The following is a 17,385-nucleotide window of genomic DNA, read 5'->3' as shown; positions in this document are numbered from 1 at the left end:
CAGCCCACCACGAGCCCGGCCCCGAGCACGACCATGGCGATTCGAGCAGACAAGGCGCAGATGAGCGACAGCAACAGCCCGACCGACGACCTCGGAGTCCTGGCCGAGCGCGCCCAGGCCGGCGACAAGAACGCGCTGGACGATTTGTTGCGCCTGGTCCACCCGCGGGTCCTGCGGATCTGCCGCAGCGTGCTGCCGTACTCCGCCGACGCCGAGGACGCCGCGCAGGAGGCCCTGCTCAACATCGCCACGAAGATCAACAGCTACTCGGGCCGGAGCAGCTTCTCCACCTGGGTGCACTCGGTCGCGGCCAACTCGGCGCGATCGACGTACCGCAAGCTGAAGCGGACCGCGCAGGCGGCGCACAACCCGGACACGATGGACAAGCCGGACCCACGCACCACCAGCGTGATCGCCGGGACCCGCCTCGATCTGCTCGAGGCCCTGGAGACGCTGGAGAAGTCCCGCCCGCAGATGGTCACGCCGCTGGTGCTGCGTGACGTCTACGGCCTGTCGTACGAGGAGATCGCGGCCGAGGTCGGCGCTCCGCTGGGGACGGTGAAGTCGCGCATCCACGACGCCCGCGAGGTCGTCCGCCCGCTGCTGCGGCCGAAGGACTGACCGCGGCGGGCCTCCGCCCGCCGCACCACTGCCCCCAGGAGCTGCCCGGACGGGCACATCTGCCGGGGCGGTTCTTGTTTCGCACGTTCTCCGCCGGACCCTCCGCCGGGGACTCCCGCCGCGGCGTCCGGTGTGCTCAGATGGGGGGCATGAAGAAGCTCATCAACGACCCCGCCGATGTCGTGAGTGAAGCGCTGCGTGGGCTGGCGCTCGCGCATCCCGACCACGTCCGGGTCGACCACGAGAACCGGATCGTCTATCGCAAGGACGCACCCCGCAGCGGGAAGGTCGGGCTGATCTCCGGGGGCGGGTCGGGGCACGAGCCGATGCACGGCGGGTTCGTCGGGCCGGGCATGCTGGACGCCGCCTGCGCGGGTGAGGTGTTCACCTCCCCGGTGCCGGACCAGATGATGGCGGCGACCAAGGAGGTCGACGCCGGAGCTGGCGTCCTGCACATCGTGAAAAACTACACCGGCGACGTGATGAACTTCGAGATGGCCGCCGAACTGGCCGCGGCCGAGGCCGGCACCGAGGTGCTGTCGGTGGTGACCGACGACGACGTCGCGGTCCAGGACAGCCTCTACACGGCCGGCCGGCGGGGTGTCGGCGTGACCGTGCTGCTGGAGAAGATCGTCGGCGCCGCCGCCGAGCAGGGCCGGTCGCTGCAGGAGGTCGCCGACCTGGCCAAGAAGGTCAACGGCAACGGCCGCAGCATGGGCATGGCGCTCACCTCGTGCACGGTGCCGGCCGCGGGCAAACCGACGTTCGAGCTGGCCGAGAACGAGATGGAGGTCGGCATCGGCATCCACGGCGAGCCCGGCCGGCAACGGTTGCCGCTGGCCCCGGCCAAGGACGTCGCCGCGCTGCTGGTCGACCCGGTGCTGCAGGACCTGCCCTACAGCCAAGGCGACTCGGTGATTGCCTTCGTCAACGGTATGGGCGGTACGCCGCTGATCGAGCTGTACCTGATGTACAACGAGGTCCGCCAACTGCTCGACGCGGCAGGCATCACCGTCGCGCGTTCGCTGGTCGGCAACTACATCACCTCGCTGGAGATGGCCGGCTGCTCGGTCACGCTGCTCAAGGTGGACGACGACCTGGTACGGCTCTGGGACGCGCCCGTGAACACCCCCGGCCTACGCTGGGGCGCGTGAGCATGGCTGTCGAGAACTTCGCGAACTGGCTGCGGGACCTGGCGAACACGTTGCACGACAACGCGGCGTACCTGACCGAGCTCGACTCGGCGATCGGCGACGCGGACCACGGCAGCAACATGGACCGCGGCTTCCAGGCGGTTGTCGCGGTGCTGGACGAGACCAGCTTCGACTCGGTCGACGAGCTGCTGAAGAAGGCCGGGATGACGCTGGTCAGCAAGGTCGGTGGCGCCAGCGGACCGTTGTACGGCACGTTCTTCCTGCGCTTCGGTACGGCGCTGGCCGGCGCCGAGGTGACGGCCGAAACCGTCGGCGAGGCGCTGAAGGCGGGCGTCGGCGGGATTCTCGCCCGTGGCAAGGCGGAGCTGGGCGACAAGACCATGTACGACGCGTGGGCACCGGCGCTGACGGCGTACGACGAGGCTGTCGCGGGCGGGTCGGATCTGCGCGGCGCGCTGGTCGCCGCCGCGGAGGCCGCGGCCAAGGGCCGGGACGAGACCGTGCCGCTGGTCGCCCGGAAGGGGCGCGCGAGCTACCTGGGTGAGCGCAGCGCGGGTCATCAGGATCCGGGAGCGACGAGTACGACGCTGTTGCTGGAGTCGGCCGCACGCACGCTGGGTTGATCCCGTGATCGGAATCGTGGTGGTGTCGCACAGCCGCGCCCTGGCCGACGCCGCGGTCGGGTTGGCATCGGAAATGGTTGCCTCCGACAACCGTCCGGTCATCGCGGTGGCGGCCGGGCTGGACGAGACGACCTTCGGCACCGATGCCGCGGCCGTCGCCGAGGCGATCGCGACGGCGGACGGGCCGGACGGCGTACTGGTGCTGCTGGATCTCGGCAGCGCGGTGCTGAGCGCGGAGATGGCGCTGGAGTTCGTCGATCCGGAGACTGCTGAGCGGGTCAAGCTGTCGAGTGCTCCACTGGTCGAGGGATTGGTCGCCGCGGTCGTGACGGCGTCGACAGGGGCGACGCTGGATGCTGTGCTTGCGGAGGCCGGGCGTGGGTTGGCCGGTAAGCAGGAGCATTTGGGTGATGCCGCGCCGGATGAGGTCGGCGCGATCGGATCCGCCGAGCAGCTCACACTGGAAGTTGCCCTGGGCATCGAGCACGGGCTGCACGCTCGGCCGGCGGCGAAGCTTGTCGGGGTTGTCGGTCAGTTCGATGCTGTGGTGACGCTGCGCGATCTGGACACCGGCCGGGGTCCGGTCGACGCCGGCAGCCTGAGCCGGGTCGCGACGTTGAACGCGCAGCAGAACCATCGGCTGGAGTTCGCGGCGAGTGGTCCGCAGGCCGCTGAGGCGCTCGAGGCGATTCGTGAACTGGCGGATCGGGGCTTCGACGACACCGCCGAGGCGGAGCCGAGTGCCCAGCCGGGCGGGGTGTTGGCCGCCGGCGGCGGCGGCGCGGGGAACGCACAGCCGGACGCGGCCGCCGCAGGCGGCGCGAGCGGCGCAGGCACGAGCGGCGCAGGCACAAGCGGCGCAGGCACAAGCGGCGCAGGCGAGAGCGGCGCGGATGAGAGCGCCGTCGCGCCCCTAGCAGGTGGGTCGGGGCTGGATGTGGCGGTGGGCCCGGCTGCCGTCGTCCGCGGGGACGTCGACCTGAGCGGCTACCTGCCCGGCGACCACGAGGTCGAACGCGAGCGTGCCGAACAGGCCCGACGCGCTGCCGAGGACCAGTTGTTGCGGCTGCGGGATGCGACCGCCGGGCGGCTCGGAGTCGGTGAGGCGGGGATCTTCGCCGCGCAGGCCGGCCTGCTCGGTGACGTGGCCGTGCTCGACCCGGTGTTCCGATCAGTTGCCCAAGGCACCGATGCGGCGACGGCCTGGAAGCAGGCGCTGGACTCGCTGGCGGAGACCTTCGACGGCCTTGACGATCCGTACCAGCGCGAGCGCGCGCAGGACGTCCGCAGCGTGCGCAACCGGGTGCTGCGCGCCCTCACCGGCGCCGCGGAACCCGTCGAACCTGCCGCGGGCAGCATCCTCGTCGTACCGGAGCTCGACGCGGCCACCGCGGCGTCCGTCGACGGAGGCCGCGTGGCCGGGATCGCCGTCCGGGCAGCGGGTACGACCGGGCACGGCGTGATCGTCGCGCGGTCGCGAGGCATCCCGTTGATCACCGGGATCGGGGACGTCGCCGTCGAGGATGGTGCGACGGTGGGGTTCGACGCGCGGACCGGGTCGTTCGTGGTCGAGCCGGACCAGCGGGCGTTCGAGCTGACCATCCGGGAGCGGACGGGCGAACGGGACGTGGCTCTGGCCGCCGTCGACGAGCCCGCGACGACGCTGGACGAGCGGACGATCCCGGTGATGGTCAATGTCGGCTCGGTGCAGGACGCGCGGGACGCGCGCGGCGCGGACGGGTCGGGACTGGTGCGGACCGAGGTGCTGTTCGGGGACCGGCGGACTCCGCCGACCGCGGCCGAGCAGGCGGCGGCGTACCGGGAGATCGCGGCCGCGCTGGGCGGCAAGCCGATCACGATCCGGACCTGGGACGTCGGCGGCGACAAGCCGTTGCGGTTCCTCCCGCAGGACGCCGAGGCGAACCCGTTCCTCGGCGACCGTGGCCTGCGCACGTTCCGTCGCCGGCCCGAGCTGCTGGCGACGCAGCTGGAGGCGATCCGCGAGGTCGCGGCGGAAACCCCTGTGCAGGTGATGTTTCCGATGGTGACGACGGCCGAGGAGGTCGCCTGGGCGCTCCAGCAGCTCGGACCGCGGCCGGACGGGCTCAAGGTCGGGATCATGGTCGAGGTGCCCGCGGCGGCGCTCCGGATCGAGACGCTGGCCGCCGGGCTCGACTTCGTCAGCATCGGCACCAACGACCTGACGCAGTACACGACCGCGGCTGACCGGACGAACACAGCCGTCGCGGCGCTCGCCGACGGCCTGGATCCCGCCGTACTGCGGCTGATCGATCGCGTCGTGCGTCAGGTCCCGCTGGGCGTGCATGTCGCCGTGTGTGGAGACCTGGCGAGCGATCCGCTCGCTGCGACGCTGCTGGTGGGGTTGGGCGTGCAGGAGCTCAGCGCGGTCGGGCCGCAGGTACCGCTGGTGAAGGCAAAGCTCCGTCAGGTCAGTGCGGTCGACGCTGCGATGGCGGCAGCGACCGCACTGACCCTGGACAGCGCAGCAGCCGTCCGTCAGCGGCTGTAGTAGCGCAGCTCGACCAGGTTGTAGCCGGAGGTCCGAGTGGGCTTGGCGGGGAGCGTGTACGACTCCCCCGGCTCCAGGTAGACCAGACCGCTCAGCGGCTCGGTCGCCAGGTCCAGGTCGACCACCAGCGCGGGGTAGGCACCGGTCCGCCAGGTGTAGGACTCCCCTGCCTCAGGTGTCACGTGCTGGACGCGTACGTCGTCCTCGTCGACGACGACCTTCGCCGGGACCTCCCCGACCTCGGCGAAGCCGCTGTCGGCGGCAACACCCTCCGGTACGTCGTACGGCGCACCGGACGCCTCCTCGCCGAGGTCCAGGACCTCGATCAGCCGGTTCCGGTAGGGCGCGTCGCCGTCGTTGGTCAGCATGTGCACCGGCGACACCGGCCGGTAGACCGAACCACCGACCGTCTCGCTGAGCTGCCGGGCCGGGCTGCCGTCGAGCCAGTCCATGTGGCAAGGCGACGTGGACAGGCAGAGCACGACGTACGGGTTGTGGTGCAGGTGCCAGCCCTGCGCCTCCCCTGGGTCCAGCGCGACCTCCCAGACCCGGACCCGGGGGTTCTCCAGCAGCACCCGGGTGCCGATCTCGCCGAGCACGACCTCGGTGCCGTCGGGGGCGAGCACGGTGGTTCCAGCGGTCATGGTGGATCTCCGATCAGTCGACGGACCGTTGCATCGCGATGCCGTCCAGGACGACGCCGTCAGGCATGGTCAGCTTCTCCGCACCGAGCTCGGTGAAGCCGAAGGACTTGTACAGCGGTACGCCGGGCAGCGTGGCCATCAGCGCGAGCTGAGTGAACCCCTCCGCCCGCGCGGCGTCCACGCAGGCGGTCAGGATGGCCCGGCCCAGCCCGCGGCGGGTCCAGTCGGCCCGGACGAACATGGCCCGGATCCGGGCCGGCTCGGTCGCGGGATCGAGCAGCCGTGCGTCCGCACCGGCGTCGGTCCCGTTGTAGAGCTTGTTGCGCCGGCTCCAGCCACCACACGCGACGATCTCCCCGGCGGCTTCGTGCACGTAGTACGTGCCGTCCTCGATCAGCGCGAGGTCCAGCGCCGCGATGTGCACCGCCGCACTGGCCGTCTGCCGCTCGTCGTAGTACGCCGGGAACAGCTCGACGACCGAGGCACGCATCAGCTCGGCGATCGCGCCGGCGTCACCGGGCACCGCCGGCCGTTGAACAGGAGTCACGCCGTCAGGTTATTTCAGCTTGGGGCGATCAGGTCCGCCGGGAGCGCCCTCGCCGGACCCAGCCGAACGCGAAGAGCGTCCACAGCACGGCACCGACGGTGAGAAAGGCGCCGAACCCCCGATCGCCCGCGTCCGAGCCGGCCAGCAGGAAGAGCAGACCGGACAGCAGAAAGGGCACTGACATGCCCGCGGCCACCCCGAAGACCACCCAGCGCCAGGTGCGGCGCTTCGGCTCGATCTGCTCACCGTGCAGCTGTGGACGAGGCAGACCCAGGAAGACCGGCTCGAGGTCGGCACGCGTCTTCGCGGCGTACAGGAGTTCGGTCCGGCGGTGCAGCTCGGCCATGTCGATGCGGCCGAGTCCCACCTGCTCGGACAGGGCGGTCGAGCACACGCTGCGGTCCTGGTCGGTCAGCAGGAGCTTGGACTGCTGCTGGCGAACCACCGCCTGCTCGGCCTCGGCGTGAGCCGCCGCCGTCATCCCGATGAACGTACCGAACCCGACCGATCCGTTGGTGGCCAGCTGGTTGCTCAGCGACAGCCGCGCGATCCCCGCCGGTGCCAGCTGGTACTCCGGCTCACGGATGTCCTGGGGCAGCTCGGTCACGTAGGTGTCCCGCACCAGGCCGCGCAGCAGCCGGGCCAGGCGGCGCGGCTCGGCGCCGACGGCTTGGACCAGCTCCGCCTCGGTCAGCGTCTGCCGGCTGAGAGCGGTCAGCACGCTGTACTCGACCGCGCTGTCGTCGTCTTCGAGCATCGAACTCCCCCAGGAACAAGCGGCCACCCCAGGCCGGTCCCAGTAGTTTCCCACTCACCGCCGGTCACCGCTCCGCCTGCGCAACTGCAGGAAGCTGCAGCTGCCACGCTCCGCGATGGCGTCATCACGGGCTGACACTGCGGTGCGGTGAAATGGATGAGCAGGGTGGCGGACATGTACGAGGTATGACGCAGACACCGATCAGGCCCCATCCCGGGCCAGTGAGCGAGGCAGCTGTGCACGACCCGCCGGGGGACGGGCGCCGGGAACGGTTCGAGGAGGTGTTCGGCACCCATCGGGAGGCGGTGCTCGGCTACCTGCTGCGGCGTACCGGTTCCAGTCACGACGCTGCCGACCTGCTCGCCGACACGTTCGTGGTGGTGTGGCGGCGGCTCGACGAGGTTCCCGGCGGTGACCAGACCAAGCCCTGGCTGTACGGCGTCGCGCGGCGCGTGCTGGCCAACCACCGGCGGGGTGAGGGACGGCGCAACGCGCTGGCCGACCGGCTCCGCGACGAACTGGTGGAGACCTCGACGCCCAGCCCGGAGCCGGTCGACGGCGACTCGGCCACCGCGCGGGCGTTCCGGGCCCTGCCCGAGCAGGACCGCGAACTGCTGACGCTGGTCGCCTGGGAGGACCTGGACACCGCCCAGATCGCGACCGTGCTCGGCTGCTCCCGCAACGCCGTACGGATCCGCCTGCATCGCGCCCGCAAACGATTCGCCAAGCTGCTCACCACCCGCCCACCGGCCGCGGTGAGAGGAGAGGTTTCCCATGAAGACGTCTGACATCGACGCGGCCACCCGCGCCCTGAAGCCCAGCACCACCACCGAGGTCGATGCCGGCACCTGGAGCCGTCTGTCCGACGACATCGTCAGGACCACCCCGGATCCGCTGGCGGCCACAGCCAGTACGCCGGACCGCAGCCGATCGAGCCGCACGGCCCGGCCACGGCTGGTGCTGGCCGGTGCGTTCAGCCTGCTGATCCTCGGCGTCGTCGCGGCGACGGTCGTCCGGAGTCCCGGGCAGGATCAGCCGCAGGCGCTGTCGTTCACCGACACCGGCAACTCGGTCATCGTCCGGGTCGTCGACCCGGCCGCGGACCCCGCGCGGTACAACGCGGAGTTCAAGGCGATGGGCCTGAGGGTGAAGGTGGCAGCGGTGCCGGTCAGCCCGTCGCTGGTCGGCAAGTTCGCCGGCTACTCGGTGCCCAACGAGGAAACGAGATTGCGGCTGCTCGACCCGGGCGAGAAGTGCAACGGCACCCTGAATGCCGCCGACCCCGGCTGCCAGGAAGGCGTCGAGGTCCCGAAGGACCTGAAGGGCTGGGCCGAGATCGACTTCGGCCGCGCCGCCGAGCCCGGGGAGATGTACCGGCACAGTTCGTCCTCGGCCGGAGACCCCGGCGAGCCGATGGCCGGCCTGAAGTTCAGGAACCGGCCGGTGGCGGAGGTTCTTCCGCAGCTCCGGGCGCGCGGCCTGAAGGTCGTCGGCTACAACTCCGGACCCGGACCGAACCTGCAGGGCCACGATTCGGTCCCCGGCAGTTGGTATGTGCACGACGTCACGCCGTTCGCTCCCGGCGAGGTCGTGTTCTTCGTCGGCGAGTCGCCCGACAAGTAGCCCCGGGCGGCCCGCCGTCGTACCAACTCAGCGGCGGCGGGCTTCCCGTTTCGGCGCCGACGCCCAGCGCCAGGTCGCCAGCACCCAGAAGACCGCCGGCAACCCGAAGATCGCCGCCGCGATCTCCCTCCCGAACACCAGAAACACCAAGCCGGTCAGGAAAAACGGCAGCGCCAGCCACACCGCTCCCACGAACGCCGCCCACCGCCAGCGCCCGGGCGCCTTCGGTTGCGGCGCATAGAACCCCGGCGCCGGCAGTCCCGCGAACGCCACCAGCAGATCCCCGTGCGTCACCGCTTCCTGCACCAGGTCCACCCGCCGGTGCAGTTCCTGCTCGTCCAACCGGCCGACCGCGAACTGCTCAGCCAACTCGTCGAAACAGACCCGGCGCTCTTCGTCGGTCAACCGCACCGAAGCCAATCGCCGCCGAGCCGCCACCACCCGGGCCTCCTGCCCAGCCGCAGCCGCCATCCCCGCCAGATTCCCCAGCTGACCAGCCCGGCCCGAGCGCAGATCAGGCCGCCGTTCCCAGTCTCTGTCAGCCATCCGACACACTCCCCACTAGCGTCCTTCGAGTGTGCCAGACCCCTGGTCAGCCAAAAGCCGCTGCGCCGTCCGCTCGGTCAGGCAGGCGCCGGCACCAGCCCCTTGAGCTGCTCGTCGAGCCACGGGTAGAACTCCTCGGCCTTCTGACTCAGCCGCGACTTCAGCTCCCGGGTCGGCTCGTCGGCCAGGACCTCGATCGAGCCGTCCGCGACCCCGTCGTACGCCTGAGCGACGACGTCGGCGGGGCTGACCTTCGGAACGTCCCACCGCTGCGCCATCGGAGTGTCGATCATGCCGACCAGCAGGCCGATCACCTGCGTGCCCTGCGCCCGCAGGTGCACCCGCAGCGCGTTGGTGGCCGACCACATCGCCGCCTTCGACGCCGCGTACCCGGTCGGCACGTTGATCCAGCTCGCGGCGGACAAGATGTTCAGCAGGGTCCCGCCGCCGTTGGCGCCGAGCACCGGGCCGAAGGCGTTCGCCACCCGGAGCGTGCCGAAGAAGTTCGTCTCGAAGATCCGGCGAAGCTCCTCTTCCGGGCCCGCGATCGAGTCGCCGTCCGGCGCGATCGCCGCGTTGTTGATCAGCAGGTCGACGTCGGGTGCGGCTGCGACCGCGCGGGCGACGGCCTCGGCGTCGGTGATGTCGAGCGCCAGCGGCTGGACGCGGGGGTCGTCCCACCGCTCGGGGCCACGCGCCGCGGCGTAGACCTTGGCCGCTCCCCGGTCGAGTGCCTGGGCCACGAACTCCTGCCCGAGACCACCGTTCGCGCCCGTCACGAGAAGCGTCCGGTGCTCGAGTGACTGGTTCATCTATACTCCCTGGATAAGTGGGGACTATCCCCGAATCCAGTATGTGGGGACCGTCCCCACTTTTGCAAGGGAGCGATCTGGTGACTGCCGCCGCCAAGGCGTCGCGCCCGCTGCGGGCCGACGCCCAACGCAACCGGGACGCGATCCTGACCGCAGCGCGCGAGAAGTTCGAGGAAGAAGGCGTGCTCGCCTCGCTCGACGGCATTGCCCTGCGGGCGGGGGTGGGCAACGCGACGCTCTACCGGAACTTCCCGACCCGGGACGAGCTGCTCGCCGCGGTCATGCAGACCAGCATCGAGGCGGCACTGGTTGAGGCGGACGAGCTGGCCCGCACCCGCAGTCCGCGTGAGGCCCTGGCCGAGTGGCTGATGCGACTGACCTGGCAACTGCGCATCTGGCACGACCTGCCGTACTGCGTCGCCACCGCCCGGGAGCAGCCGGACTCGTCCGTGAACACCACGTGCAACACCCTGCAAGAGCAGACCGGCGTCCTGCTCGACGCGGCGAAGGCCGTAGGCGACGCGGTCGACACCGTCACCGCCGATGAGGTGTACGAGCTGGCCCTCGCGCTGTCCTGGGGTGTGGACCGCTTCGGCGACGACGAGCGAACCGCACGCAACCGGGTGCGGGTGGCGACGGCCGGCATCTTCACCTGACCGGCAGCTCCCTACGTCATGCGAAGTCTGCTGCGACCAACCGCTCTCTCAGCCGGTCCAGCTGTTCGAAACTCAGCCCACTGGCGGTGAGGAACCCGGCCACGTCCACCGAGCCGAGAAACCCCACCAGTTCGGCGCAGGCCTGGGCACAGTGCTGGTCGAGGGTCTGGTCCGCCGGGGCCTGGTCGTCGCCGTGTTCGGCGTAGGTGCGGACAGCGAGTTCGTAGTCGTCGAGGATGTCGGCCACCGGCGTAGCGGCGAGGGTGAGCAGCATCGCGACGATCATGCCGGTGCGGTCGCAGCCTGCTCGGCAGTGGATCAAGACGCCGCCGGGTGGGGCGTCCGCGATCCGGGCGAAGACGCTGGTGACGAAGCCAGGCCAGCGATGCAGTACGGCGCTGTAGTACGCCGGACTGTTCAGCCGCTCACCCCACTCGGCCATGAACGCCGCATCGGCCTGGTCCTCGACCGGCTGGTGGTGGACCGTCACTCCGTCGATCACCTGCACGCCAAGGCGCTCGTCGGCGTTGCGCAGGTCGACGACGGTCTTGACTCCCGCCTCCGCCAAGGCTTCCCGACCCTGCTCGGTCAGGGCGTCCGGGTGAGCCGACCGGTAGACCCGCCCGTACTGGATCGTCCCACCGGATGCCGGCAGTCCGCCGAGGTCTCGGGCATTGACGACTCCGTCCCACTTCAGCTCACGCATGCACCTACCCAAGCAGACGAAGGTCTTCAGAAGCTGTCCCGGTGGTCAGCTTGTCGGCGCGACGCGGTGAAGCCCAGCCGCTGACCGGACGAGCGATGCGACCGCCGGTGAGTAGCCGCTCGGCGGCCAGGCGATCACCGTGGTGACCTCCGGCGCGTCCACGACGGGTACGGCGACGTGATCGGGCCACTGCCAGGCACGGCTCGACGCGGGGATGACGAGCAGCGTCTTGCCGAGCGCGACGAGCTGAGCGAGCTGGGACTGGGTGTGCACCTCGGGACCGGGCCCGTCCGGGTAGGTCCCGTCGAGCTGGGGCCAGCGCGCGATCGGCAGGCCCGGTACGTCGCGGACCTCCGCCAGCGTGAGCTGATCGCGTGCCGCGAGCGGATGCCCGGCGGGAAGCAGCGCGACCTGGCCTTCGACGTACAGGTCCTCGGTGTCGAACCCGGCGAGATCGTCGTACGGCCGGTGCATGATGGCGACGTCGGCGCGCCCGTCGCGCAGGAACCGCGCCTGCTCGCCGACCTCGCACAGGACGACCTCGACCGGCGCCGCATCGGGTGCGCTCGCGTGCGCGACGAGGAGTCGTTGCAGCAGCTCGTGAGACGCTCCGGCCTTCGTGACCAGCATCAGCGGCCGCTTCTCGTCACCGGCACGTCGGGTACGGCGCGCGGCGGCCGCGACCGCGTCGAGGGCCGCGCCCGCTTCGCGGAGCAACACCCGGCCGGCGTCGGTGAGCGCCGCGCCACGCCGGTCACGGTCGAGCAGCTGGACGCCGAGCCGATGCTCCAGCTGGCGGATCGCCCGGGACAGCGCCGGCTGGGCGATCCCGAGCCGGTCGGCGGCGCGGCCGAAGTGCAGTTCCTCGGCGACCGCGACGAAGTAGCGAAGCTCGCGGGTCTCGAGATCGTCCACGAGCGCAGAGTACTTGCTGATACCTGAAGGGCATCAGCAAGTGCCGAACCGGTCTTGGACAGCGAACGCGCGGCGCGCCGAGCATGGAGCGCGTGAACGACACGAAGATCGCGCTGGTCACCGGCGCCAACAAGGGAATCGGTTTCGCCATCGCCCAGGGGCTGGGAGCGAGCGGCTTCATGGTCGCGGTGGGCGCGCGGGACAAGGCCAGGGGCGAGGAGGCGGTCGAGCGGCTGCGCGCCGCGGACGTCGACGCGTTCGTGGTCGAGCTCGACGTCACGTCCGAGGACAGCGTCGCCACGGCGGCCGCCACCATCGAGCAGACGGCGGGACGGCTCGACGTACTGGTCAACAACGCCGGGATCTCCGGCCGGACCGACGGCACCGTGCAGGACCCGACGACGCTCGACCTCGACGTCGTCCGCACCGTCCTGGACACGAACGTGTTCGGGGTCGTCCGGGTGACGAACGCGATGCTGCCGCTGCTGCGCCGCGCGACCTCGCCGCGCATCGTCAACATGTCGAGCAACATGGGTTCGCTGACCTTGCGGACCGGCCCGGTGATGGCCGCGTACGCACCGTCGAAGTCGATGCTCAACAGCATCACCGTCCAGTACGCCCGGCGGCTCGCCGACACCAACGTCATCGTGAACGCCGCCTGCCCCGGCTACGTCGCCACCGACTTCACCGGCTTCAGCGGCTCCCGCGCCCCTGAGCAGGGCGCCGCGATCGCGATCCGGCTGGCCACTCTGCCCGACGACGGCCCTCGCGGCGGCTTCTTCGACGACGAGGGCGTCATCCCCTGGTGACAAGCGTTGGGCCCTGGCCGGCATCGGCCAGGGCCCAACTCATGCTCCTGCTCGCCGTCAGCCCAGAGCGGCCGGGAGCGTCGCACTCCAGGTCGCCTGCAGCTCGGCCAGCGGGATCTCGAACTGGTCCTGCACATCCAGCGTGTCGCCGGTGATGACGCCGATCTTGGCGTGCGGGAAGCGGCGTGCGGTGCACATGTCGGTGAAGCGGACCTCTTCGGTGCGCGGGACGGCGACGACCGCGCGGCCGGCCGACTCGGCGAAGAGGAACAGGAACGGGTCGAGGCCGTCCGGAGCCCAGACCCGGGCGCCGACGCCGCCGCGGAGGGCTGACTCGACGAGCGTCTGGGCGACGCCGCCGTCGCTGACGTCGTGGGCCGCGTCGATCAGGCCGTCGCGGGAGGCGTTGATCAGGATGTCGGCCAACTGCTGCTCGGCGGCCAGGTCGACCGCCGGCGGGCGGCCACCGAGGTGACCGTGCACGACGTGCGCCCACTCGGAGCCGGACAGCTCCTCGTCGGTCTCGCCCAGCAGGTAGAGCTGGTGGCCTTCCATCTCGGCGGTGAAGCCGATCGGCGTCCGCCGGGTGACATCGTCGATGACCCCCAGTACGCCGACGACCGGCGTCGGCAGGATCGGGGTCTCGCCGGTCTGGTTGTAGAACGAGACGTTGCCGCCGGTCACCGGGATGCCCAGCTCGATGCAGCCGTCGACCAGTCCACGGATCGCCTCGGAGAACTGCCACATCACCGCCGGGTCCTCGGGCGAGCCGAAGTTCAGGCAGTCGGTGACCGCGGCCGGCCGGGCGCCGGTGGTCGCGACGTTGCGGTACGACTCGGCCAGCGCCAGCTTCGCGCCGGTGTACGGGTCGAGCTTGGCGAAGCGGCCGTTGCAGTCGGTGGAGACCGCGACGCCCAGGCCGCTGGTCTCGTCGACCCGGATCATGCCGCTGTCCTCGGGCTGCGCGAGCACCGAGTTGCCGAGCACGTACCGGTCGTACTGGTCGGTGACCCACGACTTGTCGCACAGGTTCGGCGAGGCGATCAGCGTGAGCAGCGTGTCCCGCAACTCCTCGCCGGTGGTTGCCCGAGGCAACTTCTCGGCGCCGTCGGCCTGCAGCTCGTCCTGCCAGGACGGCCGCGCGTACGGGCGCTCGTAGACCGGGCCCTCGTGCGCGACGGTGCGCGGCGGTACGTCGACGACGCGCTCGCCGTGCCAGTCGATCTGCAGGCGGCCGGTGTCGGTCACCTCACCGATCACGTCGGCCTGGACGTCCCACTTCGCGCAGATCTTCAGGAACGCCTCGACGTTGTCCGGCGTGACGACCGCCATCATCCGCTCCTGCGACTCGCTCATCAGGATCTCTTCCGGAGCGAGCGAGGCATCCCGCAGCGGCACCTTGTCGAGCGAGACGTACATGCCGCCGTCGCCCGCGCTGGCCAGCTCCGACGTCGCGCAGGACAGGCCCGCGCCGCCCAGGTCCTGGATGCCCTCGACCAGCCGGGCCGCGAACAGCTCGAGCGTGCACTCGATCAGCAGCTTCTCCATGAACGGGTCGCCGACCTGGACCGCCGGGCGCTTGGTCGGGCCGCCCTCGGCGAAGGTCTCCGACGCGAGCACCGAGACGCCGCCGATCCCGTCGCCGCCGGTCTTGGCGCCGTACAGGATGATCTGGTTGCCGATGCCGGTGGCGTTCGCGAGGTGCAGGTCCTCGTGCTTCATCACGCCGACGCACAGCGCGTTGACCAGCGGGTTGCCCAGGTACGTCGAGTCGAACACGACCTCGCCGCCGATGTTCGGCAGGCCGAGGCTGTTGCCGTAGCCGCCGACGCCGGACACGATGCCCGGCAGCACGCGCTTGGTGTCCGGCGCGTCCAGCGGGCCGAACCGCAGCGGGTCCATCACCGCGACCGGCCGGGCGCCCATCGCCAGGATGTCGCGCACGATGCCGCCGACCCCGGTCGCCGCGCCCTGGTACGGCTCGACGTACGACGGGTGGTTGTGCGACTCGACCTTGAAGGTGACCGCGTAGCCCTCACCGATGTCGATCACGCCGGCGTTCTCGCCGATGCCGGCCAGCATCTTGCCCGCCGGGGTCTCCTGCGGGATGTCCCCGAACTTCTTCAGGTGCACCTTGGACGACTTGTACGAGCAGTGCTCGCTCCACATCACCGAGTACATCGCCAGCTCGCAGCTGGTCGGCCGCCGGTCGAGGATGTCCCGGATCCGCTGGTACTCGTCCGGCTTGAGGCCGAGCTCCGCCCACGGCTGCTCGACGTCCGGCGTACTGGAGGCGTTGCTCACGGTGTCGGTCGACACGATTTCAGTGCTCCTGAACTAGATGGGACTCGGGAGAAACGGTAGCTGGCCGGGGCGAGGCCACGAGATGGGCGACCAGCAGCGGGACGGCGAAGCCGGTCATGATCGCGGGCAGGGCGACGCCCGCGTCGTTGAGCAGCATGCCGACCAGACCGCAGGTCGACAATGCGAGCAAAGTGGGCCGGACCATCGGCCGGCTGGCGAAGAACTCCCGGTACGCCGCCGACGGCACCCGGTCGGGCAGCACGGTGGCGAGCATCGCGAGGATCACCGCGACCAGCATCGCCCAGCCGGCCGGTCCGGAGAAGAACTGCACGGCCATCTCCAGCTTGCGGATCAGCACGTCCGCCACGTCACCGTCGAGCAGCCGCGCCACGAAGGTGCCGAAGTGGCTGCGCTGGTCCTCGGGCCGCAAGTAGTCCAGGTAGGCGACCGCGGACACGGCGAGCACACCGGCCACGCCTATGCCGATCAGAGCGCGCAGCGAAATCCCGCCCCGCCAGGTCAGCCAGGCCATCAGCAGGACGGCCGGCGTCAGCGCGATGATGCCGCCGAAGTCGGTGCCCCAGCCCGGCCGGCCGTCGACGACGATCGCGGCGCCGCCGATCGCCAGGACGGCGAGCGCCGCCTGGACCCGGCTGCGGTCGATCAGCTTCTGCGCGGCCACGCCGGCCACGACCAGCGCCGCGACGGCCAGGGTCGCGAAAGTCGAGTTGCCGAAGCCGTAGAACCGGCCGCCGATCACCGGCCCGTCGGTGAACATGCTGCCGAACTGCAGCGGCGTCCCCAGGACGCCGTCCACCAGCAGGATCAGGTACGCCGCGAGCGCGATCCCGACGTACGCGTACCGGCCGAGCAGCACTTTGGCCAGCCCGGCGAACAACGCGCTGATCCCCAGGACGACGAAGTACAGCGAGAGCGGCGGCGCGGGCCAGCGCCACCAGACGGTCGCGGTCGAGAGGAAGACGGCGACGAAGAAGCCGCCCTGGGTGAGCAGCGTGAAGGTGAACGCACCGCGGGACCGCCGGCTGCGGGTCTTCAGGAACCAGCCGAGCGCGATCAGCTCGGCCGCGAGGATCGTCATCGAGACGGCGACCAGCATCGGGCGCGGGTACCTGAAGCGCTGGTTGGTGTCCATCCGGTCCTCGATCACCGCGGCCGAGTCGGTGTGCACGTCGCCGGTCACGGTGATCGCGGTGCCGTCGAGCGGACCGGCCTTCTGCTCGCCGGCCGGGTCGACGTTCGCCGCCTGGCGGCCGCGCAGGATCGTCGCGGTGAGGTCGGTGAGCTGGATCAGCCCCGGGCGGCGGGTGGAGTCGCTGGTCAGCCAGCGGGGCTCGCCGTCGGGCGGGAGCTGGAGGGCCACAAGAGGTTCCTGGTGGGCCCACTCCACTTCCTGGCTGATCCCGGCGAGCACAACCCAAGCGCCGGCCGCCTTCGCCTGGGAGACCAGGTCGGCGACCTTCTCGCGCGCTTCGGTCCGGCCTTCGCGGATCGGCATCGCCCCGGCGTCGACGATCGCGTCCGAGCAGCCGCTGAGGGCCGCGGGGGTGAAGGTGGGACGCCAGTTGGTGACCGTGCCGTCGGTGCGGGCCAGGGCGATCGCCGCGCCGGGCCCGAAGCCGCAGATCGGGTAGCCGGCCTGACCGAGCCGGCCGATCGGGGCGCCGGTGTGATGCTCGGCCTGCCGGTCGACGTAGGTCTGCCAGTTCTGGATCCTGCCGCCGACCACCGCGGGCAGGTCGCCGCAGGGCTCGTCGGGAACGCTGCCCCACGCGCGGGTCCCGGCACCGACGGTGAGCCAGCCGTCGACCGGGCAGGTGTGCGGGCCGGCCGTCTTCACGGTGATCGACCCGACGTTCGCCTCACCCACCAGCGCGGTCAGCTCCGGCGAGTTCTGCACGTCGAACCAGGTGATGCCCGGTACGCCGATCACCACGACCTTCGCCGCCGGCGCCTCCCGCGCCTGCGGCGCGGAAGGCGCCGAGGAAGAGGAAGGCGCCGGAGCCTCCGCGGCGGCAAGCGGCTGGGCCGCTGCCGGGCCGGCTGCGCCTGCGAACAGCGCGCCGGTCGCGGCCAGGAACAGGGTGCGGGCAACAGTGCGCCGCACCCGGGTGAGGCTC

The 17,385-nt window shown here is 71.0% G+C and carries 17 protein-coding genes; 8 read left to right on the top strand and 9 right to left on the bottom strand.

From position 1 onward, the window contains the following. Positions 1-33: 33 nt before the first annotated feature. The 4 genes from BWI15_RS34970 (at position 34) to ptsP (ending at position 4,928) form a co-directional block, all read left to right on the top strand. The gene (locus BWI15_RS34970) at positions 34-621 is read left to right on the top strand and encodes an RNA polymerase sigma factor (RefSeq protein ID WP_237771589.1); all 588 of its coding nucleotides are present in this window, start codon (positions 34-36) and stop codon (positions 619-621) included. A gap of 149 nt (positions 622-770) precedes the next feature. Beyond that, the gene (dhaK, locus tag BWI15_RS34965; protein WP_077018757.1) at positions 771-1,775 is read left to right on the top strand and encodes a dihydroxyacetone kinase subunit DhaK; all 1,005 of its coding nucleotides are present in this window, start codon (positions 771-773) and stop codon (positions 1,773-1,775) included. A gap of 2 nt (positions 1,776-1,777) precedes the next feature. Continuing rightward, on the top strand, positions 1,778-2,398 hold the full coding sequence (gene dhaL / locus BWI15_RS34960; protein WP_077018756.1) for a dihydroxyacetone kinase subunit DhaL: 621 nt from the start codon (positions 1,778-1,780) through the stop codon (positions 2,396-2,398). A gap of 4 nt (positions 2,399-2,402) precedes the next feature. Continuing rightward, positions 2,403-4,928: a phosphoenolpyruvate--protein phosphotransferase gene (gene ptsP / locus BWI15_RS40355; protein WP_077018755.1), complete on the top strand. Its 2,526-nt coding sequence runs from the start codon at positions 2,403-2,405 to the stop codon at positions 4,926-4,928. Here ptsP and BWI15_RS34950 read toward each other — a convergent pair. The 3 genes from BWI15_RS34950 to BWI15_RS38550 are packed head-to-tail and all read right to left on the bottom strand — an operon-like array spanning position 4,916 to position 6,876. After that, complete coding sequence (locus BWI15_RS34950; RefSeq protein ID WP_077018754.1) at positions 4,916-5,572, bottom strand: hypothetical protein; 657 nt, start codon at positions 5,570-5,572, stop codon at positions 4,916-4,918. The genes ptsP and BWI15_RS34950 overlap by 13 nt on opposite strands. A 13-nt stretch (positions 5,573-5,585) precedes the next feature. Further along, positions 5,586-6,119 carry a GNAT family N-acetyltransferase gene (locus BWI15_RS34945; protein ID WP_077018753.1) on the bottom strand — a complete coding sequence of 178 codons (534 nt, stop codon included), beginning with the start codon at positions 6,117-6,119 and terminating at the stop codon, positions 5,586-5,588. Positions 6,120-6,147: 28 nt separating this feature from the next. Beyond that, positions 6,148-6,876, bottom strand: coding sequence for a DUF1707 SHOCT-like domain-containing protein (locus BWI15_RS38550; protein WP_083751174.1), 729 nt, complete (start codon positions 6,874-6,876; stop codon positions 6,148-6,150). Between the two features lie 221 nt (positions 6,877-7,097). Between BWI15_RS38550 and BWI15_RS34935 the strand changes: the two genes are divergently transcribed. Together BWI15_RS34935 and BWI15_RS34930 are read left to right on the top strand one after the other, a co-directional pair. Then, complete coding sequence (locus tag BWI15_RS34935) at positions 7,098-7,664, top strand: RNA polymerase sigma factor (protein WP_237771588.1); 567 nt, start codon at positions 7,098-7,100, stop codon at positions 7,662-7,664. Then, positions 7,651-8,499, top strand: coding sequence for a hypothetical protein (locus BWI15_RS34930; protein ID WP_077018751.1), 849 nt, complete (start codon positions 7,651-7,653; stop codon positions 8,497-8,499). Before BWI15_RS34935 ends, BWI15_RS34930 begins: the two co-directional genes overlap by 14 nt. 27 nt (positions 8,500-8,526) lie before the next feature. Here BWI15_RS34930 and BWI15_RS34925 read toward each other — a convergent pair whose 3' ends face one another. Both BWI15_RS34925 and BWI15_RS34920 read right to left on the bottom strand, forming a co-directional pair. Continuing rightward, a complete protein-coding gene (locus tag BWI15_RS34925) occupies positions 8,527-9,045 on the bottom strand; it encodes a DUF1707 SHOCT-like domain-containing protein (RefSeq protein WP_077018750.1) in 519 nt (172 codons plus the stop codon). A gap of 77 nt (positions 9,046-9,122) precedes the next feature. After that, complete coding sequence (locus BWI15_RS34920) at positions 9,123-9,857, bottom strand: SDR family oxidoreductase (RefSeq protein WP_077018749.1); 735 nt, start codon at positions 9,855-9,857, stop codon at positions 9,123-9,125. A gap of 80 nt (positions 9,858-9,937) precedes the next feature. Between BWI15_RS34920 and BWI15_RS34915 the strand changes: the two genes are divergently transcribed. After that, positions 9,938-10,513, top strand: a complete 576-nt coding sequence (locus BWI15_RS34915) for a TetR/AcrR family transcriptional regulator (protein WP_143466088.1) — start codon at positions 9,938-9,940, stop codon at positions 10,511-10,513. A gap of 16 nt (positions 10,514-10,529) precedes the next feature. Here the strand turns inward: BWI15_RS34915 and BWI15_RS34910 are convergent, their stop codons facing one another. Together BWI15_RS34910 and BWI15_RS34905 are read right to left on the bottom strand one after the other, a co-directional pair. After that, complete coding sequence (locus BWI15_RS34910) at positions 10,530-11,219, bottom strand: tyrosine-protein phosphatase (RefSeq protein ID WP_077018748.1); 690 nt, start codon at positions 11,217-11,219, stop codon at positions 10,530-10,532. A gap of 45 nt (positions 11,220-11,264) precedes the next feature. Further along, positions 11,265-12,134: a LysR family transcriptional regulator gene (locus BWI15_RS34905; protein ID WP_077018747.1), complete on the bottom strand. Its 870-nt coding sequence runs from the start codon at positions 12,132-12,134 to the stop codon at positions 11,265-11,267. Between the two features lie 83 nt (positions 12,135-12,217). Here BWI15_RS34905 and BWI15_RS34900 point away from each other — a divergent pair, with 83 nt between their 5' ends. After that, a complete protein-coding gene (locus BWI15_RS34900) occupies positions 12,218-12,943 on the top strand; it encodes an SDR family oxidoreductase (protein WP_077018746.1) in 726 nt (241 codons plus the stop codon). A 57-nt stretch (positions 12,944-13,000) separates the two neighbouring features. Here BWI15_RS34900 and purL read toward each other — a convergent pair whose 3' ends face one another. Beyond that, entirely contained in the window at positions 13,001-15,262 is a 2,262-nt protein-coding gene (gene purL / locus BWI15_RS34895) for a phosphoribosylformylglycinamidine synthase subunit PurL (RefSeq protein WP_077018745.1), read from the bottom strand. 4 nt (positions 15,263-15,266) lie between these two features. Further along, positions 15,267-17,372 carry a hypothetical protein gene (locus BWI15_RS34890; protein WP_237771587.1) on the bottom strand — a complete coding sequence of 702 codons (2,106 nt, stop codon included), beginning with the start codon at positions 17,370-17,372 and terminating at the stop codon, positions 15,267-15,269. Positions 17,373-17,385: the final 13 nt, after the last annotated feature.

Origin of the sequence: Kribbella sp. ALI-6-A (assembly GCF_001984195.1) — a bacterium.
Lineage (GTDB): Bacteria > Actinomycetota > Actinomycetes > Propionibacteriales > Kribbellaceae > Kribbella.
This window is presented reverse-complemented; position numbering and strand designations above follow the sequence as displayed.

What these genes read in the sequence shown, in the direction of transcription:
- dhaL (WP_077018756.1), top strand. Translation starts at nt 1,778, where the DNA reads ATGGCTGTCGAGAACTTCGCGAACTGGCTGCGGGACCTGGCGAACACG.
- BWI15_RS34900 (WP_077018746.1), top strand. Translation starts at nt 12,218, where the DNA reads ATGGAGCGCGTGAACGACACGAAGATCGCGCTGGTCACCGGCGCCAAC.
- BWI15_RS34910 (WP_077018748.1), bottom strand. Translation starts at nt 11,219, where the DNA reads ATGCGTGAGCTGAAGTGGGACGGAGTCGTCAATGCCCGAGACCTCGGC.
- BWI15_RS34920 (WP_077018749.1), bottom strand. Translation starts at nt 9,857, where the DNA reads ATGAACCAGTCACTCGAGCACCGGACGCTTCTCGTGACGGGCGCGAAC.
- BWI15_RS34970 (WP_237771589.1), top strand. Translation starts at nt 34, where the DNA reads ATGGCGATTCGAGCAGACAAGGCGCAGATGAGCGACAGCAACAGCCCG.
- dhaK (WP_077018757.1), top strand. Translation starts at nt 771, where the DNA reads ATGAAGAAGCTCATCAACGACCCCGCCGATGTCGTGAGTGAAGCGCTG.
- BWI15_RS34925 (WP_077018750.1), bottom strand. Translation starts at nt 9,045, where the DNA reads ATGGCTGACAGAGACTGGGAACGGCGGCCTGATCTGCGCTCGGGCCGG.
- BWI15_RS34930 (WP_077018751.1), top strand. Translation starts at nt 7,651, where the DNA reads ATGAAGACGTCTGACATCGACGCGGCCACCCGCGCCCTGAAGCCCAGC.
- BWI15_RS34950 (WP_077018754.1), bottom strand. Translation starts at nt 5,572, where the DNA reads ATGACCGCTGGAACCACCGTGCTCGCCCCCGACGGCACCGAGGTCGTG.
- BWI15_RS38550 (WP_083751174.1), bottom strand. Translation starts at nt 6,876, where the DNA reads ATGCTCGAAGACGACGACAGCGCGGTCGAGTACAGCGTGCTGACCGCT.